This window comes from Tardiphaga sp. 839_C3_N1_4, from assembly GCF_051811045.1.
Classification (GTDB): domain Bacteria; phylum Pseudomonadota; class Alphaproteobacteria; order Rhizobiales; family Xanthobacteraceae; genus Tardiphaga.
Map to the genome: position 1 here is coordinate 5,115,409 of NZ_JBPWQD010000001.1, position 22,406 is coordinate 5,137,814.

Sequence of the window (22,406 nt, forward strand, 5' to 3'; positions counted from 1 at the left end):
GAAACAGGCCAGACTTCTAGCATGTTTCGGATGACGATCTGCTCGCGAACACGTGATGTCGGCAATGCCGATCAGCGGCCAGGGCGGTCACGTTCCGGCGGGACCTGCGAGAGCAGCCAGTCGCGAAAGGCCTTCAGCTTCCGCGAGTCGGAAGAGGCTTCGGGCGACACCAGATAGAACCCGGCATCGGCGGGCAGGCTGATGTCGAACGGCACCACCAGCCGGCCCTTGGCCAGGTCGCCTTCCACATAGGTGGTGCGGCCGATCGCGACGCCGAGGCCATCAATGGCGGCCTGCAGCGTCATGAAGATCATGTCAAAGGTCAGATCCGGTTGCTTCGAAATATCGGCCGGCAGTCCGGCGGCGGTGAGCCAGAGCCGCCAGTCATCGTCATAGCCGCCGCTCGAATGCAGCAGCGTATAGCCAGCAAGGTCCTGCGGCTGTCGCAGCGCCTTTTTGCCGGTCAGGAGCGCAGGGCTGCATACCGGAAACAGATGATCGGCGGTGAGCCAGTCCGCGCGCAAGCCCGGCCACTGGCCGCGGCCGTAGCGGATCGCTGCGTCGACATCGCCGCTCTTGAAATCGACCATGCTGGTCGACGTCGTGATGCGCACATCGATATCGGGATGGGCTTTCTGGAACATCGAGATGCGCGGCAGCAGCCATTTCGACGCCATCGATGCCAGCGTGCTCACGGTCAGCACGTGGTCGTTGTCGCGGCGCTTGAGCCGGTCCGTGGCAAGACGAAGGTCGTTGAAGGCGGCGCGAACGCCCGGCAGATAATCGTGTCCTTGCGGGGTGAGTGCGAGCGCGCGGTTCTGCCGAACGAACAGTTTGAGACCGAGCTCGTCCTCCAGCCGCTTGATCTGATGGCTGATCGCCGTCTGCGTGACGTTCAGTTCGCTTGCCGCATTGGTGAAGCTCAGATGGCGTGCGGCGGCTTCGAAGGCGCGCAGTCCGTTGAGTGACGGCAACCGGGTGCTCATCCGCGCTCTCTCCCTGGCGATCCACCGCTCTTGCCACACATGAGTTTGTGTCATGTGACGCGGTGCACAATGTCGTTTGTGCAATGTGAGAATGAAGCCGATATTTCCTGAGTAAATTTAGCTTCGGGAGAGCAAAATGTCTACTTGCACCCATGAATCGATGACAAATCATCATGCTCCGCTCACCGTGGCGGCAATCGCTGAGACGTTTCACGTGTGGCGAGAGCGCGCCCATCAACGCCGCGAACTGGCGCATTGGAGCGAGCGTGACATCCACGACGCCGGCCTTTCGGTGGGCGACGTGATGGCCGAGGCCAGCAAGCCGTTCTGGCGCGCATAGGGACGATCCGATCGTCCGGGAGCAGCTGTCATGCAACATCTCAACCTCGATGACCTCGGTCAGTATTCCGATGTGGTGTTGTCACGCAGCGGGGTTGCGGTGACGGTTCGGTTTGTCGAGCTTCACGATGCGGACGCGTTGCAGGGCTATTTTCGCGGTCTGTCGACGCGTTCGCGCTACAATCGCTTCATGGGCGCCGCCAGCGAATTGCCGGCCGGGCAGCTCGAGAAGTTCATCCATGTCGGCGAGGCTGACAGCTTCTCGGTCGTCGCGACGATCTCGCGCGATGGCTCGGAGACCATTGTCGGCGAGGCCCGCTACGCGTTCGATGAAGCGACGTCCCGTTTCGAGCTGGGCCTGTCCGTAGCCGACTTCATGCAAGGGCAGGGCATTGGCATGGCACTCATGTCCAATCTGGAATGCCGTGCTGCTGCGCTCGGAGCCGACCAGCTCTTCGGAGATACATTGCGCTCCAACGAGGCAATGCTCGCACTGGCCCGCAAGGCCGGCTTCACATTCGCGCCGACGCCGGGCGACTGGAAGCAGGTGCGCTTCGTAAAGCAGATCGATACGGTGCCAACCGCAAACCCATGTGCGGTCTGGCGCCTCGCAGCGCAATCCCTGCAGCCGATACTTGCCTAAGCGCGGCGCTCGCCACGTTCAGGCAAGATTTGATGCGACGAAGCAATTCAATCCCTCTCTAGCTCAGGATTGCTTCGTCGCATCTGCATGTCCTGAAGACGGCGCCTATGCCGTCCCTTTCGCGAAGTCTGTCGATGTGGCCACGTCGCGCCACGCAGCCAGTTCCTTTTCGACAAAAGCGTGCTTGCTCTCGATCCGCGCAACCGTGTCGCTGCCGAGCGGCAAGCGGACCGGAGGGGTCTTGGCAGCCGCGAGCTGCATGAAGGCCTTTGCCAGCTTGCTGGGATCGCCGGGCTGCGCATGATTGGCGTCGGCGGCATGGCCGCGAGTCTTGCCGACGGTGGCGTGATAGTCGCCGATCTCCAGTGCGGTGCGCACCAGCGAGTTATCGTCTAGAAAGTCGGTGCGAAAGAAACCGGGCTCGACCACGGTCACATGGATGCCGAGCGGCGCGACTTCGGCGGCCAGCGCTTCGCTGATGCCTTCGACCGCGAACTTGGTCGAGCCATAGACGCCCCAGCCCGGAAAGCCTGCATATCCGCCGACAGATGAAATGTTCATGATGTGACCAGAGCCCTGCCGGCGCATATGCGGCAGCACGGCACGGGTGACGCCGAGCAGGCCGAACACGTTGGTGGCATAGAGACGTTCGACTTCCTTGGCACTGGCTTCCTCGATCGCGCCGAGCAGGCCATAGCCGGCATTGTTGACCAGCACATCGATGCGGCCGAATTTCTTCACGGCCTGACCTGCGGCCTCATGGGCCTCTGTCTCGCTGGTGACATCGAGCCGCGTCGCCAGCAGGCGCTCATGCGTGCCGAGACGTGCGGTGACAGCATTGGGATCGCGGGCCGTTGCAACGACGGCATCGCCCTGGGCCAAAGCTTCTGCCGCAATGAGGGCGCCGAAACCGCGGGATGCTCCTGTGATGAACCAGACACGCATGATGATCTCCCTTTCGTAATGGCCCCGCGTCAGTGCCGGGCTGATGGGCGACAATTAGCGGCTCGCCAGAACTGAAATAATCCTCTATTTATTTCATGTGTTAATGAGTTGGATTCAACAATGAGCCTGATCGGTCCGGCCGACCTCGCCACCTTTCTGGCGATTGCCCGGCATCGCAGCTTTCGCAATGCCGCCATTGAACTTGGCGTGTCCGCCTCCGCGCTGAGCCACGCCTTGCGCGGCATCGAGGAGCGGCTGGATATCCGGCTGGTCAACCGCACCACCCGCAGCGTCGCGCTGACGGAGGCGGGCGAGCGGCTGTTCGCGCGGGTCAGTCCGGCGTTTCAGGACATCACTGATGCGCTGGAAGACCTCAATCATTTTCGCGGCAAGCCGGCGGGGACGTTGCGCTTCAACGCCGCCCGGCAATCGGCACAGCTCGTGCTGCTGCCGATCGTCACGCGATTCCTGAAAGCCTATCCGGAGATCAATGTCGAGATTGCCGTGAATGACGGTCTTGTCGATATGGTCTCTGCCGGCTTCGATGCGGGCATCCGTTTCGGCGAAACTGTTGCGGCGGACATGATCGCGGTGCCGATCGGCACGCGGCAGCGATCGGCCGTTGTTGCGTCACCCGGCTTCTTCAAGCAGCACAAGCCGCCGCAGACGCCGCACGAGCTGAAAGACCTGCCGTGTATCCGCTATCGCTTCTGGGGTGGCGCGCTGTATCGCTGGGAGTTCGAGCGCGGCGGCATCGAGCTCGAGATCGATGTCGCGGGCGCGCTCACTTTGAACGATCAGGATCTGATGGTGGACGCCGCGCTGGACGGAGCCGGACTGGCTTACGTGTTCGAAGGGCAGGTCGAGGAGTTGATCGCCAAACGCAAACTGGTGCGTGTCCTCGCCGACTGGTGTCCGGCCTATCCCGGTTTCTTCATGTATTATCCAAGCCGGCGACAACTGCCGGCGGCATTACGCGCCTTCATCGATTTTGCCAAAACGCCCGCTCCTGCAAAGTCGAAGACCTAGATGCGTTTCAGTTGCCTGAGAAGTTCGGCTTGCGCTTCTCGATGAAGGCTTGCACCGCCTCGCGGTGATCTGCCGTCATGGTCGTGCGGATCAGCCGCTCGGCTTCATGGTCCCGCGCCGTCGCAAAATCGAAGGCCAGTGCCTCGTCGAGATTGTCCTTCATATAGCGCAGTGCCAGCGTCGGCCCCTGCGCCATGCCGCGCGCCAGCGCGAAAGCCTCGTCCTGCAGCCTGTCGTCGGGCACCACGCGGTTGAACAACCCGATGGCTTCGGCGCGGCTTGCCTCGACTTTTTCGGCGGTGAACATCAGCTCGCGCGCGCGGGCTGTGCCGACGAGACGCGTCAACAGCCAGGCGATGCCGTAATCGCCGCTGAGACCGACGCGCAGATAGCCTGTCGAGACGAAAGCCGATTGCGCGGCGATGCGGATATCGCAGGCCATGGCGATGGCGAGGCCCGCACCTGCAGCAGGGCCTGGGAGCGCGGCAATGGTGGGCTTGCGCACGGCAACGAGGGCGCCGGTCAGGAGGCGCTGGCGCTCCTGCAGATCGGCGACACGCTCGTCGAACGACATCTCCAGCACCGTCTGCTTGCGATGCGCGCCCATGCCCTTCACGTCGCCGCCGGAAGAGAAGGCGGTGCCGGCGCCGGTAATCAGTAGCGCGCCGACATCAGGATTTTCGCCGCAGGTGCGGATCATTGTGCGCAATGCGGGCGTCAGATGGTCCGACAGCGAGTTGCGCGCTTCCGGCCGGTTCAGGGTGATGACGGCCACGCGCTCGCGGATCTCACACAGCAGTTCACTGGTGCCGGTGTCGATGACCTTTACGGCTTCGCTCATGTGTCTCGCCCCGTTCTCGCGTCAGAATTTCTCGACCCATGGACGGATTTCGAGCTCCGAACTCCATGCACTGCGGGGCTGCTGTAGCACGTTCCAGTAATTCATGGCGATGGCATCGGGGTCGAGCATCGAGTCCGGCCTGTCCGCTGGCTCAACGCGGACTGAACTGCGAATACCGCCATCGATGACAAAGTGGGCGATGTGAATGCCCTGCGGCGCGAATTCGCGGGCCAACGACTGGGCCATGCCACGCAAAGCGAACTTGCCCATGGCGAAGGGAGCCGATTGCGCAAAGCCCTTGATACTCGCGGAGGCACCAGTGAACAGGATGGCGCCGTGCTTGTTGGGCAACATGCGCTGCAATGCCTGTTGCGCGACCAGAAATCCGCCGAAGGCGCTAACTGCGATGGCTTGTGCAACATCGGGAGGTGCGAGCTCGATGAAAGGCCCGCGGGCGCGCTGGCTGGCGTTGTAGACAACGATATCCGGCGCGCCGATCTGGCGTTCGACATCTGCAAACAGTCTGGCCACATCTTCGGCCTGGGTCGCGTCGCAGGCAAAGGCCTTGGCGCCGGTCTCCTGGCACAGCGCATCCAGCTTGCCAGGATTGCGGGCGGCGAGTGCGACGCGGATGCCATGTTTGGACAGCAGCCTCGCCAGCGATGCGCTGATACCCTCACCGACGCCGACGATCAAAGCGGTTTCGTAATGCGGAATTTCCATGGATCAAATCTCCGGCTGGGGCACTTTATTCGCTGGCGCGGCAGGCGCATGATGAAGATGGAAACGCAACTGCCAAACACAAGAGGTCGTCATGAACGCCCACGCCCAGATTGCCGCCAATCTGATCGCACCCGATACGTCCGGCATGAACTTCTACCGCGCCGATCCGGCGCTGACCGATCTGCTGCGTATTCATCTGCCGGAGGATCTGTTCAACCATATCGAACCGCATCTTGATCGGCTGGGCGGTCTTGTTGGTGGGCCGCTCGATGAAGCGGGGCGGATGGCCGACAAGCATGGACCAGTGCTGCATCAGCGCGACAAGTTCGGCCAGGACGTGCAGTGGGTGGAATATCACCCGGCCTATCGCGAGCTTGAGAACGCAGCCTTCGGCGAATTCGGCATTCACGCTTTGTCGCATCGCAAGGGGATCATGGGCTGGCCCTCGACCTATCCGGTGGCGGCCAAACACGCCTTTACGTTCCTGTTCAACCAGGCCGAGTTCGGCATGGGGTGTCCCATCAATGTCACCGATGGGGCGGCCAAGTTGCTCTCGAACTATGGTGATAACGCACTGAAGGCGAAATATCTCGACGGCTTGACGCAGACCGACATGAGCAAGCTGACCCAGGGCGGCCAGTTCATGACCGAGAAGGAAGGCGGCTCCGACGTCGGCAAACTGACGACGCGGGCCGTGCAGGAGGGCGATCACTGGCGGCTGTATGGAGAAAAGTGGTTCTGCTCCAATGCCGATGCGAAGGTCGTGATGCTGCTGGCGCGGCCGGAAGGTGCGGTCGGCGGCACCAAGGGCGTCGGCCTGTTCCTGATGCCGCGGACGCTCGATGACGGCACGCCCAATCACTACCGGATCGTGCGCTTGAAGGACAAGCTTGGTACGCGGTCGATGGCGTCAGGTGAGATCAAGCTCGAGGGCGCCATTGCATATGCCGTTGGCAAGCTCGATCGCGGCTTCGTGCAGATGGCCGAGATGGTGAACTCGTCGCGTCTCTCGAATGGCGTGAAGTCGACCTCGCTGATGCGCCGCGCCTGGCACGATGCGATGGCAGTCGCGCGCGGCCGTGTCGTATTCGGCCAGCGCATCATCGACATGCCGCTGGCGCGGCGGCAATTGATGAAGATCATGGTGGCGACCGAGCAGGCGTTGTCGATGAGCTTCCTCACTGCGGATGCGCTGGACCGCGCCGAAGCCGGCAGCCAGGACGCCGCAGCGCTGCTGCGGATCCTGACGCCGACGCTGAAATTCCGTGCCACGCGTGATGCGCGCAAGGTCTGCGGCGATGCGATGGAGATGCGCGGCGGTGTCGGTTACATCGAGGAATTCGCCACCGCGCGGCTGCTGCGCGATGCGCATCTCGGCTCGATCTGGGAGGGCACCGGCAATATCGTAGCGCTGGATGCGCTGACGCGTGCCGTGGGCCGGCATGGCGCGGAAGCCGCGCTTGCGGCCGATCTGCATGCGCGGCTGGACGATTCTCCGAGCGTGCCACAGGCATGGCGCGATCGGCTGCGCGGTCTCGCCGACCGTGCCATCGGCTTCGCGCGCGAGGTCGCCGCACGGTCGGACAACGAAGGCGACGCCCGCCGTGCGACCAGTTCTCTGTATCATGTGGCCAGTGCCGTGGCACTCACATGGGAAGCGCACCGCATCCACGCACGACGCGGCGATGCGCGGCGTCTGCTGTTGTCGCGCCTTGTCATCGATCATCGCCTGATGGCGCCCGATCCGTTCGCGCTGGTGGAAACCGAGACGCAGAAGCAGATCGTCACGCATCTGCTCGGCGAGCGCGATGTCAGTATGGCGGAGGCCGGCCGGCTCGTGCTGGCCTGATCTGATCGCAGGGGCTATGACGGCGGGCTGTTGTCTTTCAGGAACTCGAGCAGCAAGCGGCTGACCTCTTCTGGTTGCTCCTGTTGCACCCAATGGCCCGCGCCGTCGATCAGATGAACCGCGCGCATGTCCGTGCAGGCGCTGTTCTGCATGGCCTCGATGGCGCCGGGACGCTGATAGATGCCCCAGTCCTGCTTGCCCGAGATGAAAGCTGAGGGCACGTCGATGGTGCGCCCGGCGAAGGTCTCGTAGTCTGCATTGAACGCGCCTGTCGTGTTGCAGCGGTACCATTGCAATCCGCCCTGGAAGCCGGTCCGGGCATATTCGCCGGCATAGAAGGCCAGCTCATTGTCCGGCAGCCATTTGCACAATGCGACCTGCTCGGGCGTCGGCATTTCCGCAGCGACGGTCTCGGCCATGGTCTGGCCGCGGTCCATCACATAGTAGGTTGGCAATTTCGCGAGTTCGCTCGCGGTCCAGCCTTGCAATGGAGTGGGCGTATTGCCCGACCAGTCCGCACTTTTGTGATGATAATAGGCGCGCAGGAAATCATGCACGCCTTGCGGCGCGTGCTGCATATGCGCGTTGGCATCGCGCGTCGCGTAGTACCACTGATAGTGGATGCGCGGCCGCGGCAGTGCGGCGAGGTCGCGATGCACGGGATCTTCCGCCTTTGGCGGAGCCGGCTGATCGGCGGTACCGAATGGCAGCGGCGGAGGCCCGGCGAAGGGCGCACTCATCAGCACGACGGATTTGAAGACATCCGGCCGCACCAGTGCGCACCATGCTGCGACCGAGCTGCCGTAGTCATGTCCGACCACCGCATCGACATGGCGATAGCCGAAGGCTGCGACCAGCCCGACCGCATCGCGCACGAGGTTGAGCAGATTGAAGGGACGCAGATCGCCATCATAGTCGGCGCTCCAGCCGGTGGTGCGGCCATAGCCACGCTGGTCCGGTGCAATCACGTGATAGCCGGCCGCGGCCAGCTGCGGCATCACCTTGCGCCAGCTGAAGGCCAGTTCGGGAAAGCCGTGCACCAGCAGGATGCAGGGCCGGCCCTTGGTTTCGAAGCCGGCCTCCAGCACATGGACGCGCAAACCGTTGATGTCCTCGACAAAGCGCGAGCGAATTCCAGCCGGCAGAATGTTGGGATCGATGGGTGTCACGTCGCCTCCATGCTGCACTTGTGCGGCAGCGTGAGTGCACTCCAGCGCAAGCACCGTGAAAAGACAACTAGCGTTTGAAGCGGGCCACCAATTCGATATGGGGCGTATGCCGGAATTGGTCCACGGGTGTGACCCTGTCGAGCTTGTAGCCGCCATCGATCAGGATCTTTGCATCGCGTGCGAAGGTCTGGACGTTGCACGACACGGCGACGACGACGGGCATCTTGCTTGCCGCGAGCCGTTCAACTTGTGCCTGCGCGCCCTGACGCGGCGGATCGAACACGACAGCGTCGAAGTCGCGCAATTCCTGCGGTACCAGTGGACGGCGAAACAGGTCGCGCATCTCGGCCTTGATCGGCTTCAGTCCCTTGGTGTCCTTGATGGCCTGTTGCAGCGATGTGATCGCGCCACTGTCGCTGTCGAGCGCGGTGACCTTGGATTTGGTTGCAAGCCGGAGCGCAAAGGGACCGATACCGCAGAACAGATCGGCGATGTTTTTCGCGCCTTTGCAGAGCTGGAGCACAAGCGCCGCCAATGTCTCTTCACCGGCCGCGGTGGCCTGCAGGAACGAGCCGGGTGGTAATGTGACCTGTGCGCTGCCCATCGTCACGACCGGCGGCACGCGCATCAGCACGAGTTCGCCATGCCGTGTCAGCCGCGCCAGTTTGTGCGCTTCGGCAATGCGCGACAGTGTCGTGATGATCGCGGTCGGCAATGGCCCGGTGCCGCGGACGTCGATATCGAGTCCGTTACTGGCGGCTGTCACCTGAATGTCCAGCGGTTTGCTGACCGGCTTCAACACCTCGGCCAGCGCGCGTGCGGCATCGAGCGCGCCATCCAGTCCAGGATCCAGGATCGGGCACGCGTCGATGGCGATGATGGCGTGGCTCGCCGATGCCGCAAAGCCGACACGCAGCTCGCCATCGCTGCCACGCCGGGCATGCAGCGTCACGCGGCGGCGGCCGGCGCCATGGGCATCGACGATCGGATCGACCGGGCAGGTGATCTTCGCCTGTGCCAGCGTGTCGATCACGATCTGGCGCTTCCAGGTCTGATAGGGATCGGGCTGCCAGTGCTGGATGGCGCAGCCGCCACAGCGCGTGAAATAGGTGCAGAACGGGTCGATCCGTTCCGGACTGGCCGTGTCGATCTGCAGCAGTCGCCGCCGCTGCGGATGCCCGTCATCGGGGCCGGCCTCGACGACCTCATGCGCCAGCGTGTAGGGCACGAATAGTGACGCGCCGTCTGCGAAGCTGACGCCGTCGCCGCGCTGGCCGACATGATCGATGGTCAGGCGTTCAGCCACGCCGGGCACCCATGAAGAATTCGATATTGCCGTCGCCGCCGGTGATTGACGACGGGAAGACTTCAATATCAGTGCAACCGAGCGTCCTGGCAAAATCCGTGATGTCGTCGCAGATGGCCTGATGCACCGCGGCGTTCTTGATGATGCCGCGTTTGGATTGCTTTCGATCGGCCTCGAATTGCGGCTTGATCAGCGCTAGCAGGCTCATCGGCGCCGCCGCGAGCGACAGCGCAACAGGCAGTACCGCCTTCAGCGAAATGAAACTGACATCGATCACGACCACATCCGGGCGGGCCGGCAGACGCTTGTTCTCATAGCTGCGGATATCGGTCTCCTCCATCGAGATGATTTTCGGATGGCCGTGCAGCGATGGATGGAGCTGGCTGTGCCCAACATCGATGGAGAACACCATGCTGGCGCCGTTGGCGAGCAGCACTTCGGTAAAGCCGCCGGTGGAGGCGCCGACGTCAAGACAGACGTGATCCTCGATCTCGATCGGGTATTGCTCGAGCGCACCTGCGAGCTTGACGCCGCCGCGCGAGACCCAGGGATGCGCCGGTTCAGCCTCGATCGCGGCATCGAGCGGTAACGGTTCGGAGACCTTGGCGACAGCCTTGCCGTTGGCCTTCACGAGACCTGCTTCGATGGCAGCTTGGGCACGTGCGCGGCTTTCGAAAATGCCGCGTTCGACGAGAAGCGTATCGGCGCGCTTGCGTAGCGCAGTCGCAGTGGTCGGAGATTTCATCATGGTCAGTACGATGCAGCAAGTTTCAAACAGGCTTCGAAGCTCGTCAGATCCTGCCAGAGATCATTGGGCGCTTCGCGGGGGACGATCATGGACGCGCCATAGAGATCGAGCGCGTGGATCATCATCAGATTGTCGGCGAGGCCGAAATTTTCGACGGTGAGCCCGTTCGCATCGACCAGATGGCCATCATGATCGGTGATCTCCGTCATACGGCGGACGCGGTCGATATAGAGCGCGGGGTCATTGCAATAGCCGAAGCACAGCTTGCCGTGGCCCGCCATATAGCCGAGCTCGAACACCGTACCGGCATCGGCGCTGGGGCCGCGGAATGGCGTGAGATTGGCGATGATGATGTCGCAGTGGTTCATCATCGCTTCGTTGCCGTGGAATATCTGGCGCGAGGCGTCGCCGGCATTGATGTCGATGGCGTTATCGAGCGGGAAGAACCCGTGTGCGCCGTAGCGCTTGCAGAGCGCGACCTTCTGCCGGCCGATCTCGGCGGCATTAGGCAGGAACACGTCGGGGCCTGCGAGATAGATATTCATGAAGTCCCCGTCTCATAGTGAGCCGCGCCGACATTGACGAGCCAATTCAGACGAGAACGAGGCAATCCGGCGGTTCCTGCCGAATTGCCTCGTCGTATTCTCTTCGCAATTGCAAACGCGATGTCGCGTTCAACGACAGATCAAGCGAGCTTGACGGTCTCGGCCTTGAAATCCTTGCCGAGGGTCTCGAACACCTTCTTGACGATCCCCTTGGAGTCCAGACCCGCTTGGGCATACATCGCTGCCGGCGTGTCGTGATCCTGGAACATGTCGGGCAGCACCAGCGAACGCATGCGCAGACCGCCGTCGAGCATGCCGTTGTCGGCGAGCAGCTGCATCACATGCGAGCCGAAGCCGCCAATCGAACCTTCCTCGACGGTCAGAAGGATCTCGTGATCGCGGGCGAGCTTCATGATCATGTCGGTGTCGAGCGGCTTCATGAAGCGTGCGTCGGCAATCGTGGTCGACAGGCCGTGGGCGGCGAGTTCGTCGGCGGCCTTCTCGCATTCGGCGAGGCGCGTGCCGAACGACAGAAGAGCAACCTTGCTGCCTTCGCGGACGATGCGGCCCTTGCCGATTTCCAGGGGGATACCGACTTCAGGCATCTCGACGCCGCGGCCTTCGCCGCGGGGATAACGCAGGGCGCTCGGTGAATCGTTGATGGCGACCTGGGTCGCGACCATGTGCACCAGTTCGGCCTCGTCGGAGGCGGCCATGATGACCATGTTCGGCAGACAGCCGAGATAGGCATTGTCGAATGAGCCCGCATGGGTCGCACCATCCGCACCGACCAGTCCGGCGCGATCGATGGCGAAACGCACAGGCAGGTTCTGGATCGCCACGTCGTGGACGATCTGGTCGTAGCCGCGCTGCAGGAAGGTCGAGTAGATGGCGCAGAACGGCTTGTAGCCTTCGGTCGCAAGACCGGCGGCAAAGGTCACCGCATGCTGCTCGGCGATGCCGACGTCGAAAGTGCGGTTCGGGAACGCCTTGTTGAAGATATCGACGCCTGTACCCGACGGCATGGCCGCGGTGATGGCGACGATCTTGTCGTCCTTCTCGGCTTCTTTGACGAGGCTCTGGCCGAACACGTTCTGATAGGCCGGGGCGTTGGGCTTGGACTTCGACTGGGTGCCGGTCGCGACGTCGAATTTGACGACCGCATGATATTTGTCAGCGGCGGCTTCGGCCGGACCGTAGCCCTTGCCCTTCTGGGTCACGACGTGGAGCAGGATCGGGCCGGTCTCCATGTCGCGGACGTTCTGCAGAACGGGCAGCAGGTGATCGAGGTTGTGACCGTCGATCGGGCCGACATAATAGAAGCCGAGCTCTTCGAACAGCGTGCCGCCATTGACCATGAAGCCGCGCGAATATTCTTCGACGCGCTCGGCACGATCAGCGATCAGCTTCGGCAGATGCTTGCCGAGCTGCTTGGCGGCATCGCGCAGCGAGCGATAGGTCTTGCCCGAATACATGCGCGACAGATAGGCCGACATGGCGCCGACCGGTGGCGCGATCGACATGTCGTTGTCGTTGAGGATGACGATGAGGCGGGAATTCATCGCGCCTGCATTGTTCATGGCTTCATAAGCCATGCCTGCCGACATCGAACCGTCACCGATCACGGCGATAACGTTGTTCTTGCCGCCGGACAGGTCGCGGGCGACCGCCATGCCGAGGCCGGCGGAGATCGAGGTCGAGGAATGCGCGGCGCCGAACGGATCGTATTCGCTCTCGCTGCGCTTGGTGAAGCCCGAGAGGCCACCGGCGGTGCGGAGCGTACGGATACGGTCGCGGCGACCGGTGAGGATCTTGTGCGGATAGGCCTGATGGCCGACGTCCCAGATGATGCGGTCGCGCGGCGTATCGAAGACGTAGTGGAGGGCGGTGGTCAGTTCGACAACGCCGAGGCCGGCGCCGAAGTGGCCGCCGGTGACGGACACCGCATCGATCGTTTCCTGACGAAGCTCGTCGGCAACCTGACGAACCCGCTCGATCTTCAGCTTCCGGAGATCTTCCGGAGTCTTAATGGTATCGAGCAACGGTGTCTTACTAAAATCGGTCACGGCACTATTCCAATTTTACATGTCCGGGACTGCGTCTGGCTTCGGGGCCGTCGCGTTTCCGCGCGCCCACCGGACAACCGCAGCCTCCAGAACCGGGAAGCCTGTTTCGAGGCCTTATAATCGGCTTCGATTTTTCAGTGTGATATCTAACATGCTTGGCGGCGACTTCATCTGATCATTTTTGCCAGATGAATGAAGCGCTTATCTACGTTAACGGCCGGCGTTTCAGCCTGCTCGTCAGCGCATAGTCCTAGTCCCTTTACACCAAAGCGATGGCCAAAGCCAACCGCCGTGCCTGCGGGGGTGGCAGCACAAAGGCGCTATGGACATTCGCGCGTGTGTCTAGCCGATGCGCCGAGCGACCGGTTCCGTCTCATGGGAACCCGTGTGGGTAGGGCTCTTCGCGCCCAAATCGAGCTTTTTCCATGCGTTTTCGCGGGTAGTGGGGGGGCCATCGACCAACGCCAAAGTTGTAGCCGGCTGACTAACACGCCCCCTGAGAGGCACGGGCCCGCAAACGATCATGAAGAAATCGTAGGCATGCGGCCGCTCATTGGCCATGACGAACTGGAAGTGCACCCGGAAGAACTTCCAGCGGAACCGGTTGTAATGTTCCGGGCGGATGATTTCACGGAACCGGACGGGGACGATGGTTGGATTCCGCCGGGCCGGGCCAGCGTCGATCCCGTGACCGACGATGGGATCGAACGGGAAGAAGTTCATCACGTCCTTGCGGGACTGGCAGTCGATCCAGTCGATGGAAGGCTCCACGGCCAGCAGCCGCAAATTGTCGCGAAAGCCTTGCGCGACTCTATGGAAGCCGACGATCGGCATATTGCCGCCGAGCGTCAGCAGCACGACGCGAGGGCCGTGGCTGCCGAGTTCCGGATCGAGTTTCAGCGCGCGGGCGAGGATTTCGGAGCCAAGGAACGAGCCGGAGCTGTGACCGACCAGCACGATTTCCTGCGCTTTGGTAGACTTGGCGACCTGGACCAGATGCTGCGCGAAGCGGTCGATCCGGGCGTCCCAGTCCGGCCGGTTGCCGTGGGAGAACTGCCAGGTGAAGATCGTATCGGCCATCAGATAAAGCAGATAGGTGTGCTTTTCGGTGTATTTCAGCAGCGAGCCGAGGACGGCCACGAAAACCGCCGCAGCGCCGCAGCCCACCAGAAATCCGTGTATTCCAAGCGCCTGCAGCCCTAGCGCGAACAGCCAGGCGATGCCCGCCGACCAGATCGCTCCGTTGAGCAGCAGGACGTGGGGCCAGCTGATGAAGGTGGCGAAGCGCCAATGCGCCTTCCAGAACCGGCCCATCGTGCCAGAGAAGACGAGGCCCCAATAGATGGCGATGGCGTGGATCAGCGTGCGCCAGATCGGCACGGCCAGATCACGCTGGATCATGTCTTCCCAGCGCAGGAAGTCGTAATCGGTCGTGGTCTGCCAGCCGTCACCGGAGGTTTCGATGCGCCAGGAGGCGGATTCATGCGCGAATTCGCCTTCGGTATGGCCCTTCGGCCGGCTGACCGAGGTGGTCAGGCCATAAAGGCGGCCGAACTTGCGCAGTTCGGTCCGAAACATGCGGTAATACTGCGAGAGTCCCCGCGGATCGTATCCCTGCACATAGATGACATGACGGTGCTGGACGCGCACGCTGGTTCCCCGGACTGACGGCGGACTATAAACAGGCCGCGCCATGCGCCAAGCGCTAATTCGGCCGCGGGGTGGTGCGAGGTCTCAACCCGCGCGATTTCCTACTGGACGTCCAGCGGTTCGGTGCCGATCGCTTTGCCGTTCGAATCCGTGGTGATGTTGTCCACGCGGGCTTCGGCCTGACGCAGCAACTCGTCGCAGCGCCGTTTCAGCGCCTCGCCGCGCTCATAGATGGCGACCGACTCTTCCAGCGGCACCTTGCCGTCTTCGAGGCGCTTCACGATCGATTCCAGTTCTTCGATCGCGGTCTCAAACGTCAGCTTCTTGACGTCAGCATGGGTGTTCTCGGCCATTCGGTTTCCCGTGTGCGCATTTTGGAAGGACGGAGTCAAAGATATGTTTGAGGGCGTATTGTGGCGGGTCCGTTTTGCGACCTGTGCCCCTTTCAGCGCGATGCCCCCATCAGCGCAGAAACATGGGCTGCGGCCGATTCTTTCAAGCCCTGCAGATCATAACCACCCTCGAGTACCGAGACAATGCGGCCACCGGCGGTGCTGTCGGCGAGATCCATCAGCTTGCGCGTCACCCAGCCGAAATCCTCGGCGTCGAGATTGAGCGACGCGAGCGGATCGCGGCGATGCGCATCGAAGCCTGCGGAGATGATCAGCAGTTCCGGTGCGAATTTCTGCAATTGCGGCAGGATGAGGTTGTCGAAGGCAGAGCGGAATTTTGCACTGCCGTCGCCGTCATGCAGCGGAGCATTGACGACCGTGTCGTGCTCGCCGCGCTCCTGGGATGCACCGGTGCCGGGAAACAGCGGCATCTGATGCGTCGAACAATACATCACCGTGGGGTCGGCCCAGAAAATGTCTTGCGTGCCATTTCCATGGTGGACGTCGAAATCCACGACGGCCGCGCGGGTAATGCCGTAGGTGCGCTGCGCATACCGCGCTGCAATCGCGGCCTGATCGAAGAAGCAGAAGCCCATCGGCTTGTTGTGCTCGGCATGATGGCCGGGCGGGCGGGTCGCGACGAAGGCATTGCTGTGCTCGCCTTTCATCACCGCGTCGGTCGCCGCGATTGCGCCGCCGACGCCGCGCATCACCGCTTCCCAGGTGCCGGGGGACATCGACGTGTCGCCGTCGAGATAGACGAGGCCATTGCTCGGCGCGACATGGCGCAGTTCGTCGATGTAGTGATTGTCATGGCACAGGCTGACCACTTCGAGATCGCCCTCTGGCGCTTCGCCCCGCACCAGCGCCTTGAAGCGATCCTCACCTAGTACCTGTTCCACGGCGCGTATGCGGTCGGGGCGTTCGGGATGACCGGGCGGCGTGAGGTGATCGAGCGAGGCCGGATGGCTCAGAAGAAGTGTCGTCATGCAAATGGTCCGCAAGCGCAGGGTGCGCTGGTATGATGAGACGATAACCTAGCCGGTCAGGTCAGGTTCCGATAGGGGGCATCGCTGGTGCGGTCGTCCCCTAACAGAGCTACCGATCAGAATTATGGATCGCTTTCTTCACATTCGATTCATGTCGTTTCATCGACACCGCCTGACGCCGCGGAATTGAAACGCGCGTTAAGTCGCGGCTGCTATCGGTGGAGGCCGCGGCATTCTGCGGAGAAGGTGCGCATATTCCATCATCGGACTCCGCAGTTGCGCTCGCGTCTGGGGTGGGTTCGTACGCGATGAGTGAATCGAGATATCCAAGGCGCGTACCCCATCTCCTGCGTTCGGTGTGGCCGTTCGTCGCCATCGTCTTGCTGCAGGCATTTCTCGCCGGCACCAGCATCCACATCCTGTCGTCGGTCCGCGCCTATGTCACCGGCGAAAGCCGATGGTCGAAGGGGCAGATGGAGGCGGTGCATTCGCTCAGCCTCTATGCCGAGACCGGCGACGACAGATATTATCGTCTCTATCAGGCGAGCATCGCCGTGCCGCTCGGGGATCTCATCGCGCGCCGCGCGCTCGAACAGCCGGTTCCGGATCTGCGGGCTGCCTATGACGGATTCCTGCAAGGCGGCAACGATGCCGCAGACATCCCCGGCATGATCTCGCTGTTTCGCAATTTCAGCAAGGTCGTCTATCTCGCCCGAGCCATCGAGACCTGGCACGCCACCGATCCCGTGATCCAGAATTTGGTGGATACGGCCGATGCCATTCACGCCAGCGTCACCGATGGCAAGGTGGGATCGATGCGCCTCGCAGCCCTGAAGGCGCAAATCGACCAGATCAATGAACAGACCTTGCCGCTGGCAGTGGAGTTCTCCCGGCGCCTCGGCATCGGCTCCCGCGCCATTCAAGGCATTCTGCTGGTCGCCAATGTGCTCACCGCGGCGCTATTGATCCTGCTCGGCATCTGGCGGATACGCAAGCTGCTGATCCAGCGTCAGCGCTTCGAGACGGCGCTGAAGATCGAGAAGGAGCGTGAGCAGAAATACATCTCACGTCTCGCGTTCCAGGCCTCGCATGATGCACTGACGGGGCTGGCGAACCGCCGCGAATTCGAGCGTCGGGTCCAATACGCATTGCCGCGGATCGACGCCGATGCGCGGCCGCATGCACTGATGTTCCTCGATCTCGATCAATTCAAGATCGTCAACGACACCTGCGGCCATGCTGCCGGCGATCATCTGCTGCGGCAGGTCTCGGGCATACTGAAAAAACATCTGCGCCCGGACAATCTGTTGGCCCGCCTTGGCGGCGATGAATTCGCTGTGCTGCTGGAGCGCTGCGAGCCGGATCGTGCGGCTGCGACCGCTGAGCGATTGCGGCGGACGGTGGAGGAACTGAACTTCGTCTGGAACGGACGTTCGTTCAACGTCACCGTCAGTATCGGCCTCGTCTGTATCGCGCAGCCCGACGTGACGCTGGAAGAGGCGCTGCGCGCGGCCGATGCAGCTTGCTACATGGCCAAGGAGAAAGGCCGCAATCGCGTTACACTGCATCAGCCCAGCGATTCCGAATTGCTGCAGCGGTTCGGCGAAATGAACTGGGTACAGCGCATTCACGATGCGCTGGAACAGGATCGTTTCTGTCTCTATGCCCAGAAGATCATTCCGCTGAGCGAGCGAGAGGATGGCACTCTGCATGTCGAACTGTTGTTGCGGCTGCGCGACGAGGCGGGGCAACTGGTTGCGCCCGGCCATTTCATTCCCGCGGCGGAACGTTATGGGTTGATGACGCTGATCGATCGCTGGGTGGTCAGGAGTGCGTTCGCCATTCTCGCCGCGCGATTGGCCGAAGGTGCCACGCCGGTCTCGACCTGTGCCATCAACCTGTCCGGCGCGACATTCAAGGATGAAAGCTTTCTGGATTATGTCCGCGAGCAATTCCGTATCTATCGGATACCGCCGACCATCATCTGCTTCGAGATCACGGAGACCAGCGCCATCGCCAATCTCGCCGATGCCAACAAATTCATTCAGGCGCTGCAGCAGATCGGCTGCCGCTTCTCGCTGGACGATTTCGGCAGCGGCATGTCGTCCTTCGCCTATCTCAAGCACCTGCCGGTGGACTATCTTAAGATCGATGGTTCCTTCGTCAAGGACATGCTCACCGATCCGATCGACCGTGCCATGGTCGAGATGATCAGCCATATCGGCAAGATCATGGGCAAGCGGACGGTGGCCGAATTCGTCGAGAGCGCCGAGATCATCACGGCGCTCACCGAGATCGGCGTGGACTTTGCGCAGGGCTATGCGGTGGGCCGGCCGGAGCCGTTCGATGTCCATAGCGAGATCGACCGGAGGAACGTGGCGTAGAAGGTGGAGGCCGTTCAATTTAATGATCGTCATGGCCGGACGGCGCGAAGCGAACTTCGCGATGATCTCAGACCTTTCCCCACGTCATGGCCGGGCTTGTCCCGGCCATCCACGTCTTCCTCTTTTTGCGGCCAAGACGTGGATACGCGGGACAAGCCCGCGCATGACGGCTGAGTATGCGATGACGGCTGCGCGTCGTTGCCTATTCGAATTTCAAACAGCCACTGTGCTTCAGACATGCGTCATCGCCCCCATTGTTTGCGGCGCGGGGGCGCCGTCGTCTCTTGCATTCCCTGCCCCCTGTGAGAGGGCGTGCGGAACGCCGGGTGCCCGTTGCACCCTTGGGCCTGATGCGAATGCGGTCTTCCGCAGGGATAATGCATCAGGACTTTCGGACGCGCCGAGCGAGTGCCCGACGTTCCGCCTGCGGTGTTTTTTCAGCCTGCTTGCACTTTGCCTTGGCGAACGGTCCGATCACCAAAATGATGGTCCCACGGCGGAGGGACAGGGAGCCTCAAGCGAGTAAGCCGGACGCGTCTTGACTTGGTCGTCCGTCACACTGTCCAGGGGTTTGTCCATCCGAAGGCCGGCCGTCCCTTGCCAGTGGCAGTGCTGGCACAGATCCGTCCTGCCCGAAGACAGACGTCACCCCATGAACCGCGTAACGCCGCATCTCCGGCGTCCACCGCATCCCACCCCGCGAACGTGACGATCGCGATCGCCCCTCTCGGTGGGGCAGGACATGGGGGAATATAATCAAGATAGGGATGATGTCAATGGGATATAGGAATAAATATTAGGGTGCTACCCCGCCCCATACTCGTCATTCCGGGGCGCGGGCGCGCCTTCGCGCACGCGAACCCGGAATCTCGACATGTTCAGCGCAAAACATTTCGGGATTCCGGGTTCGCGTCCGGCAAGTGCCGGCCGCGCCCCGGAATGACGAGCGAACGCCTCGGAATGACAGCCTGGCGCAGACCGTCGTTGCCCTAATCCACCCGCGCAATCCGCCCCAGCGGCATCGGCGACACCGGGCTGTTGGCCTTCATGTAAGCGTTCAGCGCATCGACATCGTAGACGCCGACCAGCGGCTCCTTGCCCTCTTTCAACACCGTGAAGCCATCGCCGCCGACGGCCAGAAAGCCGTTCACGGTGACGCGGTAGTTGGCCGTGGGATCGATCACCTTGCCATCCAGCATCATGCGCTCGGGCGGGACGCGCTGACCCGCCGCCGCCGTGTTATCCCACGCGTAGCTGAAGCCTTTCGACACCTGCAGGATGCGGGGCCGGATCGGCGTGATCCATTGCTGCTCAAGCATCGCCTTGATCTGCGCGCCTGTGAGCGTCAGCGTCATCAACTGATTGCGGAACGGCTGCGCTGCGAAGACGTCGCCATAGGTCACGCTGCCGTCTGCCGATTTGGTGATGTCGGCGCGGATGCCGCCGGGATTGGTAAAGGCGATCACGGCGCCGCCGAGATTGCCGGCGGATGTCGCCGCGAGATGTGCATCGGCGATGATATCGCCAAGCGGGCTTTCGCCGGTCGTCATGTCGGGCATGCGCGACAGCGTTGCGGTGACCGATCCGGCAGGACGGCTGGCGATCGGCGCGGCGACCTTGTCATAGGCGGCCAACAACGCCGTCTGGGCGGGATCGGCGGGATAGGTGGCCGTGCGCACGATGACATTGTCGGCCTTGGCGCTGATGACATCGCGGGTGGTGCGATCGAGCTTGAGGTCGATGGTGGTGACCAGCGTGCCGTATTTGTCGCCTGACGTGACGAGGCGTCCGTCGATCTGGCATGTATAGGCCCGGTGTGTGTGGCCACTGACGACGACGTCGACCGCCTTGTCGAACTTCTTCACAATATCGACGATCGGTCCGGAAATACCCGGGCATTCATTGTAGTCGCCGGTGGGGAAGCCGCCTTCATGGATCAGCACCACGATGGCTTCAGCGCCCTTTGCCTTCAGTTCGGGCACCAGTGCGTTGACGGTGTCTGCCTCGTCCCTGAATTCGAGACCGGCAATGCCGGGCGGCGCGACGAGGCCGGGCGTGCCTTTCAGCGTGAGCCCGATGAAGGCGACGGGAATGCCGTCGAATGTCTTGATCTGATAGGACGGCAGCAGCGGCTTGCCGGTTCTGGTGTCGATGGTCGAGGCGGCGAGATAGTTGAACGTCGCGCCGGCAAAGGGATGCGGACCCTGGCAGCCATCGACGGGATGGCAGCCGCCGTTCTGCATGCGAAGCAGCTCTTCGCGGCCTTCGTCGAATTCGTGATTGCCGACCGAGGCGATCTCAAGGCCCATCATCGACAGCGCCTCGATGGTCGGTTCGTCATGAAACAGTGCGGAGAGAAACGGGCTGGCGCCGATCAGGTCGCCGGCAGCCACGAACACACTGTTCGCCTTGCCGGCGCGGAGCTGCTTCACCAGCGTCGCCATATGCTCCGCGCCGCCCGCGGGCACGGTGATCTTCTTCGTCCTGTCGGCGGGATCGTCGATGGTGATGCCGCCGGGGGCAGGGCGCAGATTGCCGTGGAAGTCGTTGATGGCAAGGACGGTGACGTCGACGGGAGATGCGGGGGTCTGGGCGTGGGCGATTGCGCCGCACGCAAGTGAGATCAAGAGAGCGAGAGATGCGATGCGCGCCGTCTTAACCTCTCCCCGTTTTTTACGGGGAGAGGTCGACCGGCGAAGCGTAGCGAAGCCGGTCGGGTGAGGGGCGGGGCACAATGTCGGCAAAGCGGAAGGTCTCTCAGTTCGGATATTTGCAGCTTCGGTCGCGGTGGATAGCTATTAGTGACGCCGTCGTTTGACGCGAAAACGACACGGGGCGTCACGATTGCGTTGATGACAGCGCCATGCCCCTCACCCGCCGCTCGCGTAGCGAGCGGCGACCTCTCCCCGTAAAAAACGGGGAGAGGTTAAGAAAGCTCAGAATCATTACGCCTTCTTGCGCGCGAAGAACGCCTTGAACGCCGCGCTCGCTTCCTGCGACTTCATGCGCTCGCCGAACAGATGGCTCTCCTGATCGATGCGCCGCGTGAGATCCTCGGGCGGGAGCTTCAGCAGCCGGCGCGAGATTGCCACGGCTTCCACCGGCAGGGCGCAAATTTCGCGGGCGACCTTGCGCGCTTCGACTTCGGTGTGACCGGGCGGCACGATTTCGTTGATGAAACCGGCGGCCTGGCCATCTTCCGCCGTCATCGTGCGGCCCATCACCAGCGCGGCGAAGGCCCGCTGATGACCCATGGTGCGCGGGAACAGCAGGCTGGAGGCGGCTTCCGGCACCAGGCCGAGATGAATGAACGGCGTTGAGAAGGTTGCGGTGGTCGAGGCCAGCACGTAGTCGCAGTGGAACAGCATGGTCGTGCCGATGCCGATGGCAATGCCATCCACCGCGGCGATGATCGGCTTGGTGTTCTGCGCCAGCGAATACAGAAATTTCACGGCGTTCGACGCGCGTGGGGACTCGGCCTTTTCGGCGCTGTCCTTCAGAAAATCCTGCAGGTCGTTGCCCGCGGTGAAGGCGCCGGAGCCGCCGGTGATGATCATGCAGCGGATATCGGGATTGTTCTGCGCGGTGTCGATCGCGTCCGACATGGCGTGATACATGTCCTGCGTCAGCGCGTTCTTCTTTTCCGGCCGGCGCAGCGTGATCACGCGCGTGGCCTCTTCGTCGGTCACGATCAGATGTTCGGTCATGTCAATTCCCTGGCATAGCCCATAGCGCCCCGCAAAAAGCGCGGCTGCCGCGTTTCCTCTGCCGGATATTACATCAATCCGCTGCGGCCGATATG

General features: G+C 62.3%; 19 protein-coding genes. 5 read left to right on the plus strand and 14 right to left on the minus strand.

Annotated features, from left to right (window positions below):
- Positions 1-71: 71 nt before the first annotated feature.
- On the minus strand, positions 72-986 hold the full coding sequence (locus tag AB8A38_RS24450) for a transcriptional regulator GcvA (protein ID WP_439087733.1): 915 nt from the start codon (positions 984-986) through the stop codon (positions 72-74).
- 136 nt (positions 987-1,122) lie between these two features.
- Between AB8A38_RS24450 and AB8A38_RS24455 the strand changes: the two genes are divergently transcribed.
- Both AB8A38_RS24455 and AB8A38_RS24460 read left to right on the plus strand, forming a co-directional pair.
- Positions 1,123-1,326, plus strand: coding sequence for a DUF1127 domain-containing protein (locus tag AB8A38_RS24455; protein WP_439087734.1), 204 nt, complete (start codon positions 1,123-1,125; stop codon positions 1,324-1,326).
- A 30-nt stretch (positions 1,327-1,356) separates the two neighbouring features.
- On the plus strand, positions 1,357-1,968 hold the full coding sequence (locus AB8A38_RS24460) for a GNAT family N-acetyltransferase (RefSeq protein WP_439087735.1): 612 nt from the start codon (positions 1,357-1,359) through the stop codon (positions 1,966-1,968).
- Positions 1,969-2,073: 105 nt separating this feature from the next.
- Here AB8A38_RS24460 and AB8A38_RS24465 read toward each other — a convergent pair whose 3' ends face one another.
- Positions 2,074-2,913 (minus strand): oxidoreductase, encoded by an 840-nt coding sequence (locus AB8A38_RS24465; RefSeq protein ID WP_439087736.1) that lies wholly within the window; start codon positions 2,911-2,913, stop codon positions 2,074-2,076.
- A gap of 120 nt (positions 2,914-3,033) precedes the next feature.
- On the opposite strand from AB8A38_RS24465, the gene AB8A38_RS24470 reads away from it, so the two are divergent.
- On the plus strand, positions 3,034-3,942 hold the full coding sequence (locus AB8A38_RS24470; protein WP_439087737.1) for a LysR family transcriptional regulator: 909 nt from the start codon (positions 3,034-3,036) through the stop codon (positions 3,940-3,942).
- 7 nt (positions 3,943-3,949) lie between these two features.
- Here the strand turns inward: AB8A38_RS24470 and AB8A38_RS24475 are convergent, their stop codons facing one another.
- Together AB8A38_RS24475 and AB8A38_RS24480 are read right to left on the minus strand one after the other, a co-directional pair.
- Positions 3,950-4,783: an enoyl-CoA hydratase gene (locus AB8A38_RS24475; RefSeq protein ID WP_439087738.1), complete on the minus strand. Its 834-nt coding sequence runs from the start codon at positions 4,781-4,783 to the stop codon at positions 3,950-3,952.
- Positions 4,784-4,804: 21 nt separating this feature from the next.
- Entirely contained in the window at positions 4,805-5,506 is a 702-nt protein-coding gene (locus AB8A38_RS24480; RefSeq protein WP_315843752.1) for an SDR family NAD(P)-dependent oxidoreductase, read from the minus strand.
- A gap of 91 nt (positions 5,507-5,597) precedes the next feature.
- Between AB8A38_RS24480 and AB8A38_RS24485 the strand changes: the two genes are divergently transcribed.
- On the plus strand, positions 5,598-7,355 hold the full coding sequence (locus AB8A38_RS24485) for an acyl-CoA dehydrogenase family protein (protein WP_315843751.1): 1,758 nt from the start codon (positions 5,598-5,600) through the stop codon (positions 7,353-7,355).
- 14 nt (positions 7,356-7,369) lie between these two features.
- Here AB8A38_RS24485 and AB8A38_RS24490 read toward each other — a convergent pair whose 3' ends face one another.
- From AB8A38_RS24490 to AB8A38_RS24525, 8 genes are all read right to left on the minus strand, one after another.
- Entirely contained in the window at positions 7,370-8,515 is a 1,146-nt protein-coding gene (locus tag AB8A38_RS24490) for an alpha/beta fold hydrolase (RefSeq protein WP_315844238.1), read from the minus strand.
- A 76-nt stretch (positions 8,516-8,591) separates the two neighbouring features.
- Positions 8,592-9,830 (minus strand): class I SAM-dependent RNA methyltransferase, encoded by a 1,239-nt coding sequence (locus tag AB8A38_RS24495; RefSeq protein WP_439087739.1) that lies wholly within the window; start codon positions 9,828-9,830, stop codon positions 8,592-8,594.
- Positions 9,823-10,578 carry a TlyA family RNA methyltransferase gene (locus AB8A38_RS24500; protein WP_410001847.1) on the minus strand — a complete coding sequence of 252 codons (756 nt, stop codon included), beginning with the start codon at positions 10,576-10,578 and terminating at the stop codon, positions 9,823-9,825. The genes AB8A38_RS24495 and AB8A38_RS24500 overlap by 8 nt, the downstream gene beginning before the upstream one ends.
- Before the next feature lie 2 nt (positions 10,579-10,580).
- Positions 10,581-11,123 (minus strand): nucleoside 2-deoxyribosyltransferase, encoded by a 543-nt coding sequence (locus AB8A38_RS24505; RefSeq protein WP_315843749.1) that lies wholly within the window; start codon positions 11,121-11,123, stop codon positions 10,581-10,583.
- A gap of 140 nt (positions 11,124-11,263) precedes the next feature.
- Positions 11,264-13,189 carry a 1-deoxy-D-xylulose-5-phosphate synthase gene (gene dxs / locus AB8A38_RS24510; RefSeq protein WP_439087740.1) on the minus strand — a complete coding sequence of 642 codons (1,926 nt, stop codon included), beginning with the start codon at positions 13,187-13,189 and terminating at the stop codon, positions 11,264-11,266.
- Positions 13,190-13,531: 342 nt separating this feature from the next.
- Positions 13,532-14,839 (minus strand): alpha/beta hydrolase, encoded by a 1,308-nt coding sequence (locus AB8A38_RS24515; RefSeq protein WP_315843747.1) that lies wholly within the window; start codon positions 14,837-14,839, stop codon positions 13,532-13,534.
- Between the two features lie 101 nt (positions 14,840-14,940).
- Positions 14,941-15,192, minus strand: a complete 252-nt coding sequence (locus AB8A38_RS24520; RefSeq protein ID WP_439087741.1) for an exodeoxyribonuclease VII small subunit — start codon at positions 15,190-15,192, stop codon at positions 14,941-14,943.
- 92 nt (positions 15,193-15,284) lie between these two features.
- Positions 15,285-16,220: a histone deacetylase family protein gene (locus tag AB8A38_RS24525; protein WP_315843746.1), complete on the minus strand. Its 936-nt coding sequence runs from the start codon at positions 16,218-16,220 to the stop codon at positions 15,285-15,287.
- 308 nt (positions 16,221-16,528) lie between these two features.
- On the opposite strand from AB8A38_RS24525, the gene AB8A38_RS24530 reads away from it, so the two are divergent.
- Positions 16,529-18,604, plus strand: a complete 2,076-nt coding sequence (locus AB8A38_RS24530) for a putative bifunctional diguanylate cyclase/phosphodiesterase (protein ID WP_439087742.1) — start codon at positions 16,529-16,531, stop codon at positions 18,602-18,604.
- Positions 18,605-19,593: 989 nt separating this feature from the next.
- Here the strand turns inward: AB8A38_RS24530 and AB8A38_RS24535 are convergent.
- Positions 19,594-21,231 (minus strand): bifunctional metallophosphatase/5'-nucleotidase, encoded by a 1,638-nt coding sequence (locus tag AB8A38_RS24535; protein WP_439087743.1) that lies wholly within the window; start codon positions 21,229-21,231, stop codon positions 19,594-19,596.
- 318 nt (positions 21,232-21,549) lie between these two features.
- Positions 21,550-22,311, minus strand: a complete 762-nt coding sequence (locus tag AB8A38_RS24540) for a crotonase/enoyl-CoA hydratase family protein (RefSeq protein WP_439087744.1) — start codon at positions 22,309-22,311, stop codon at positions 21,550-21,552.
- Between the last annotated feature and the right edge of the window lie 95 nt (positions 22,312-22,406).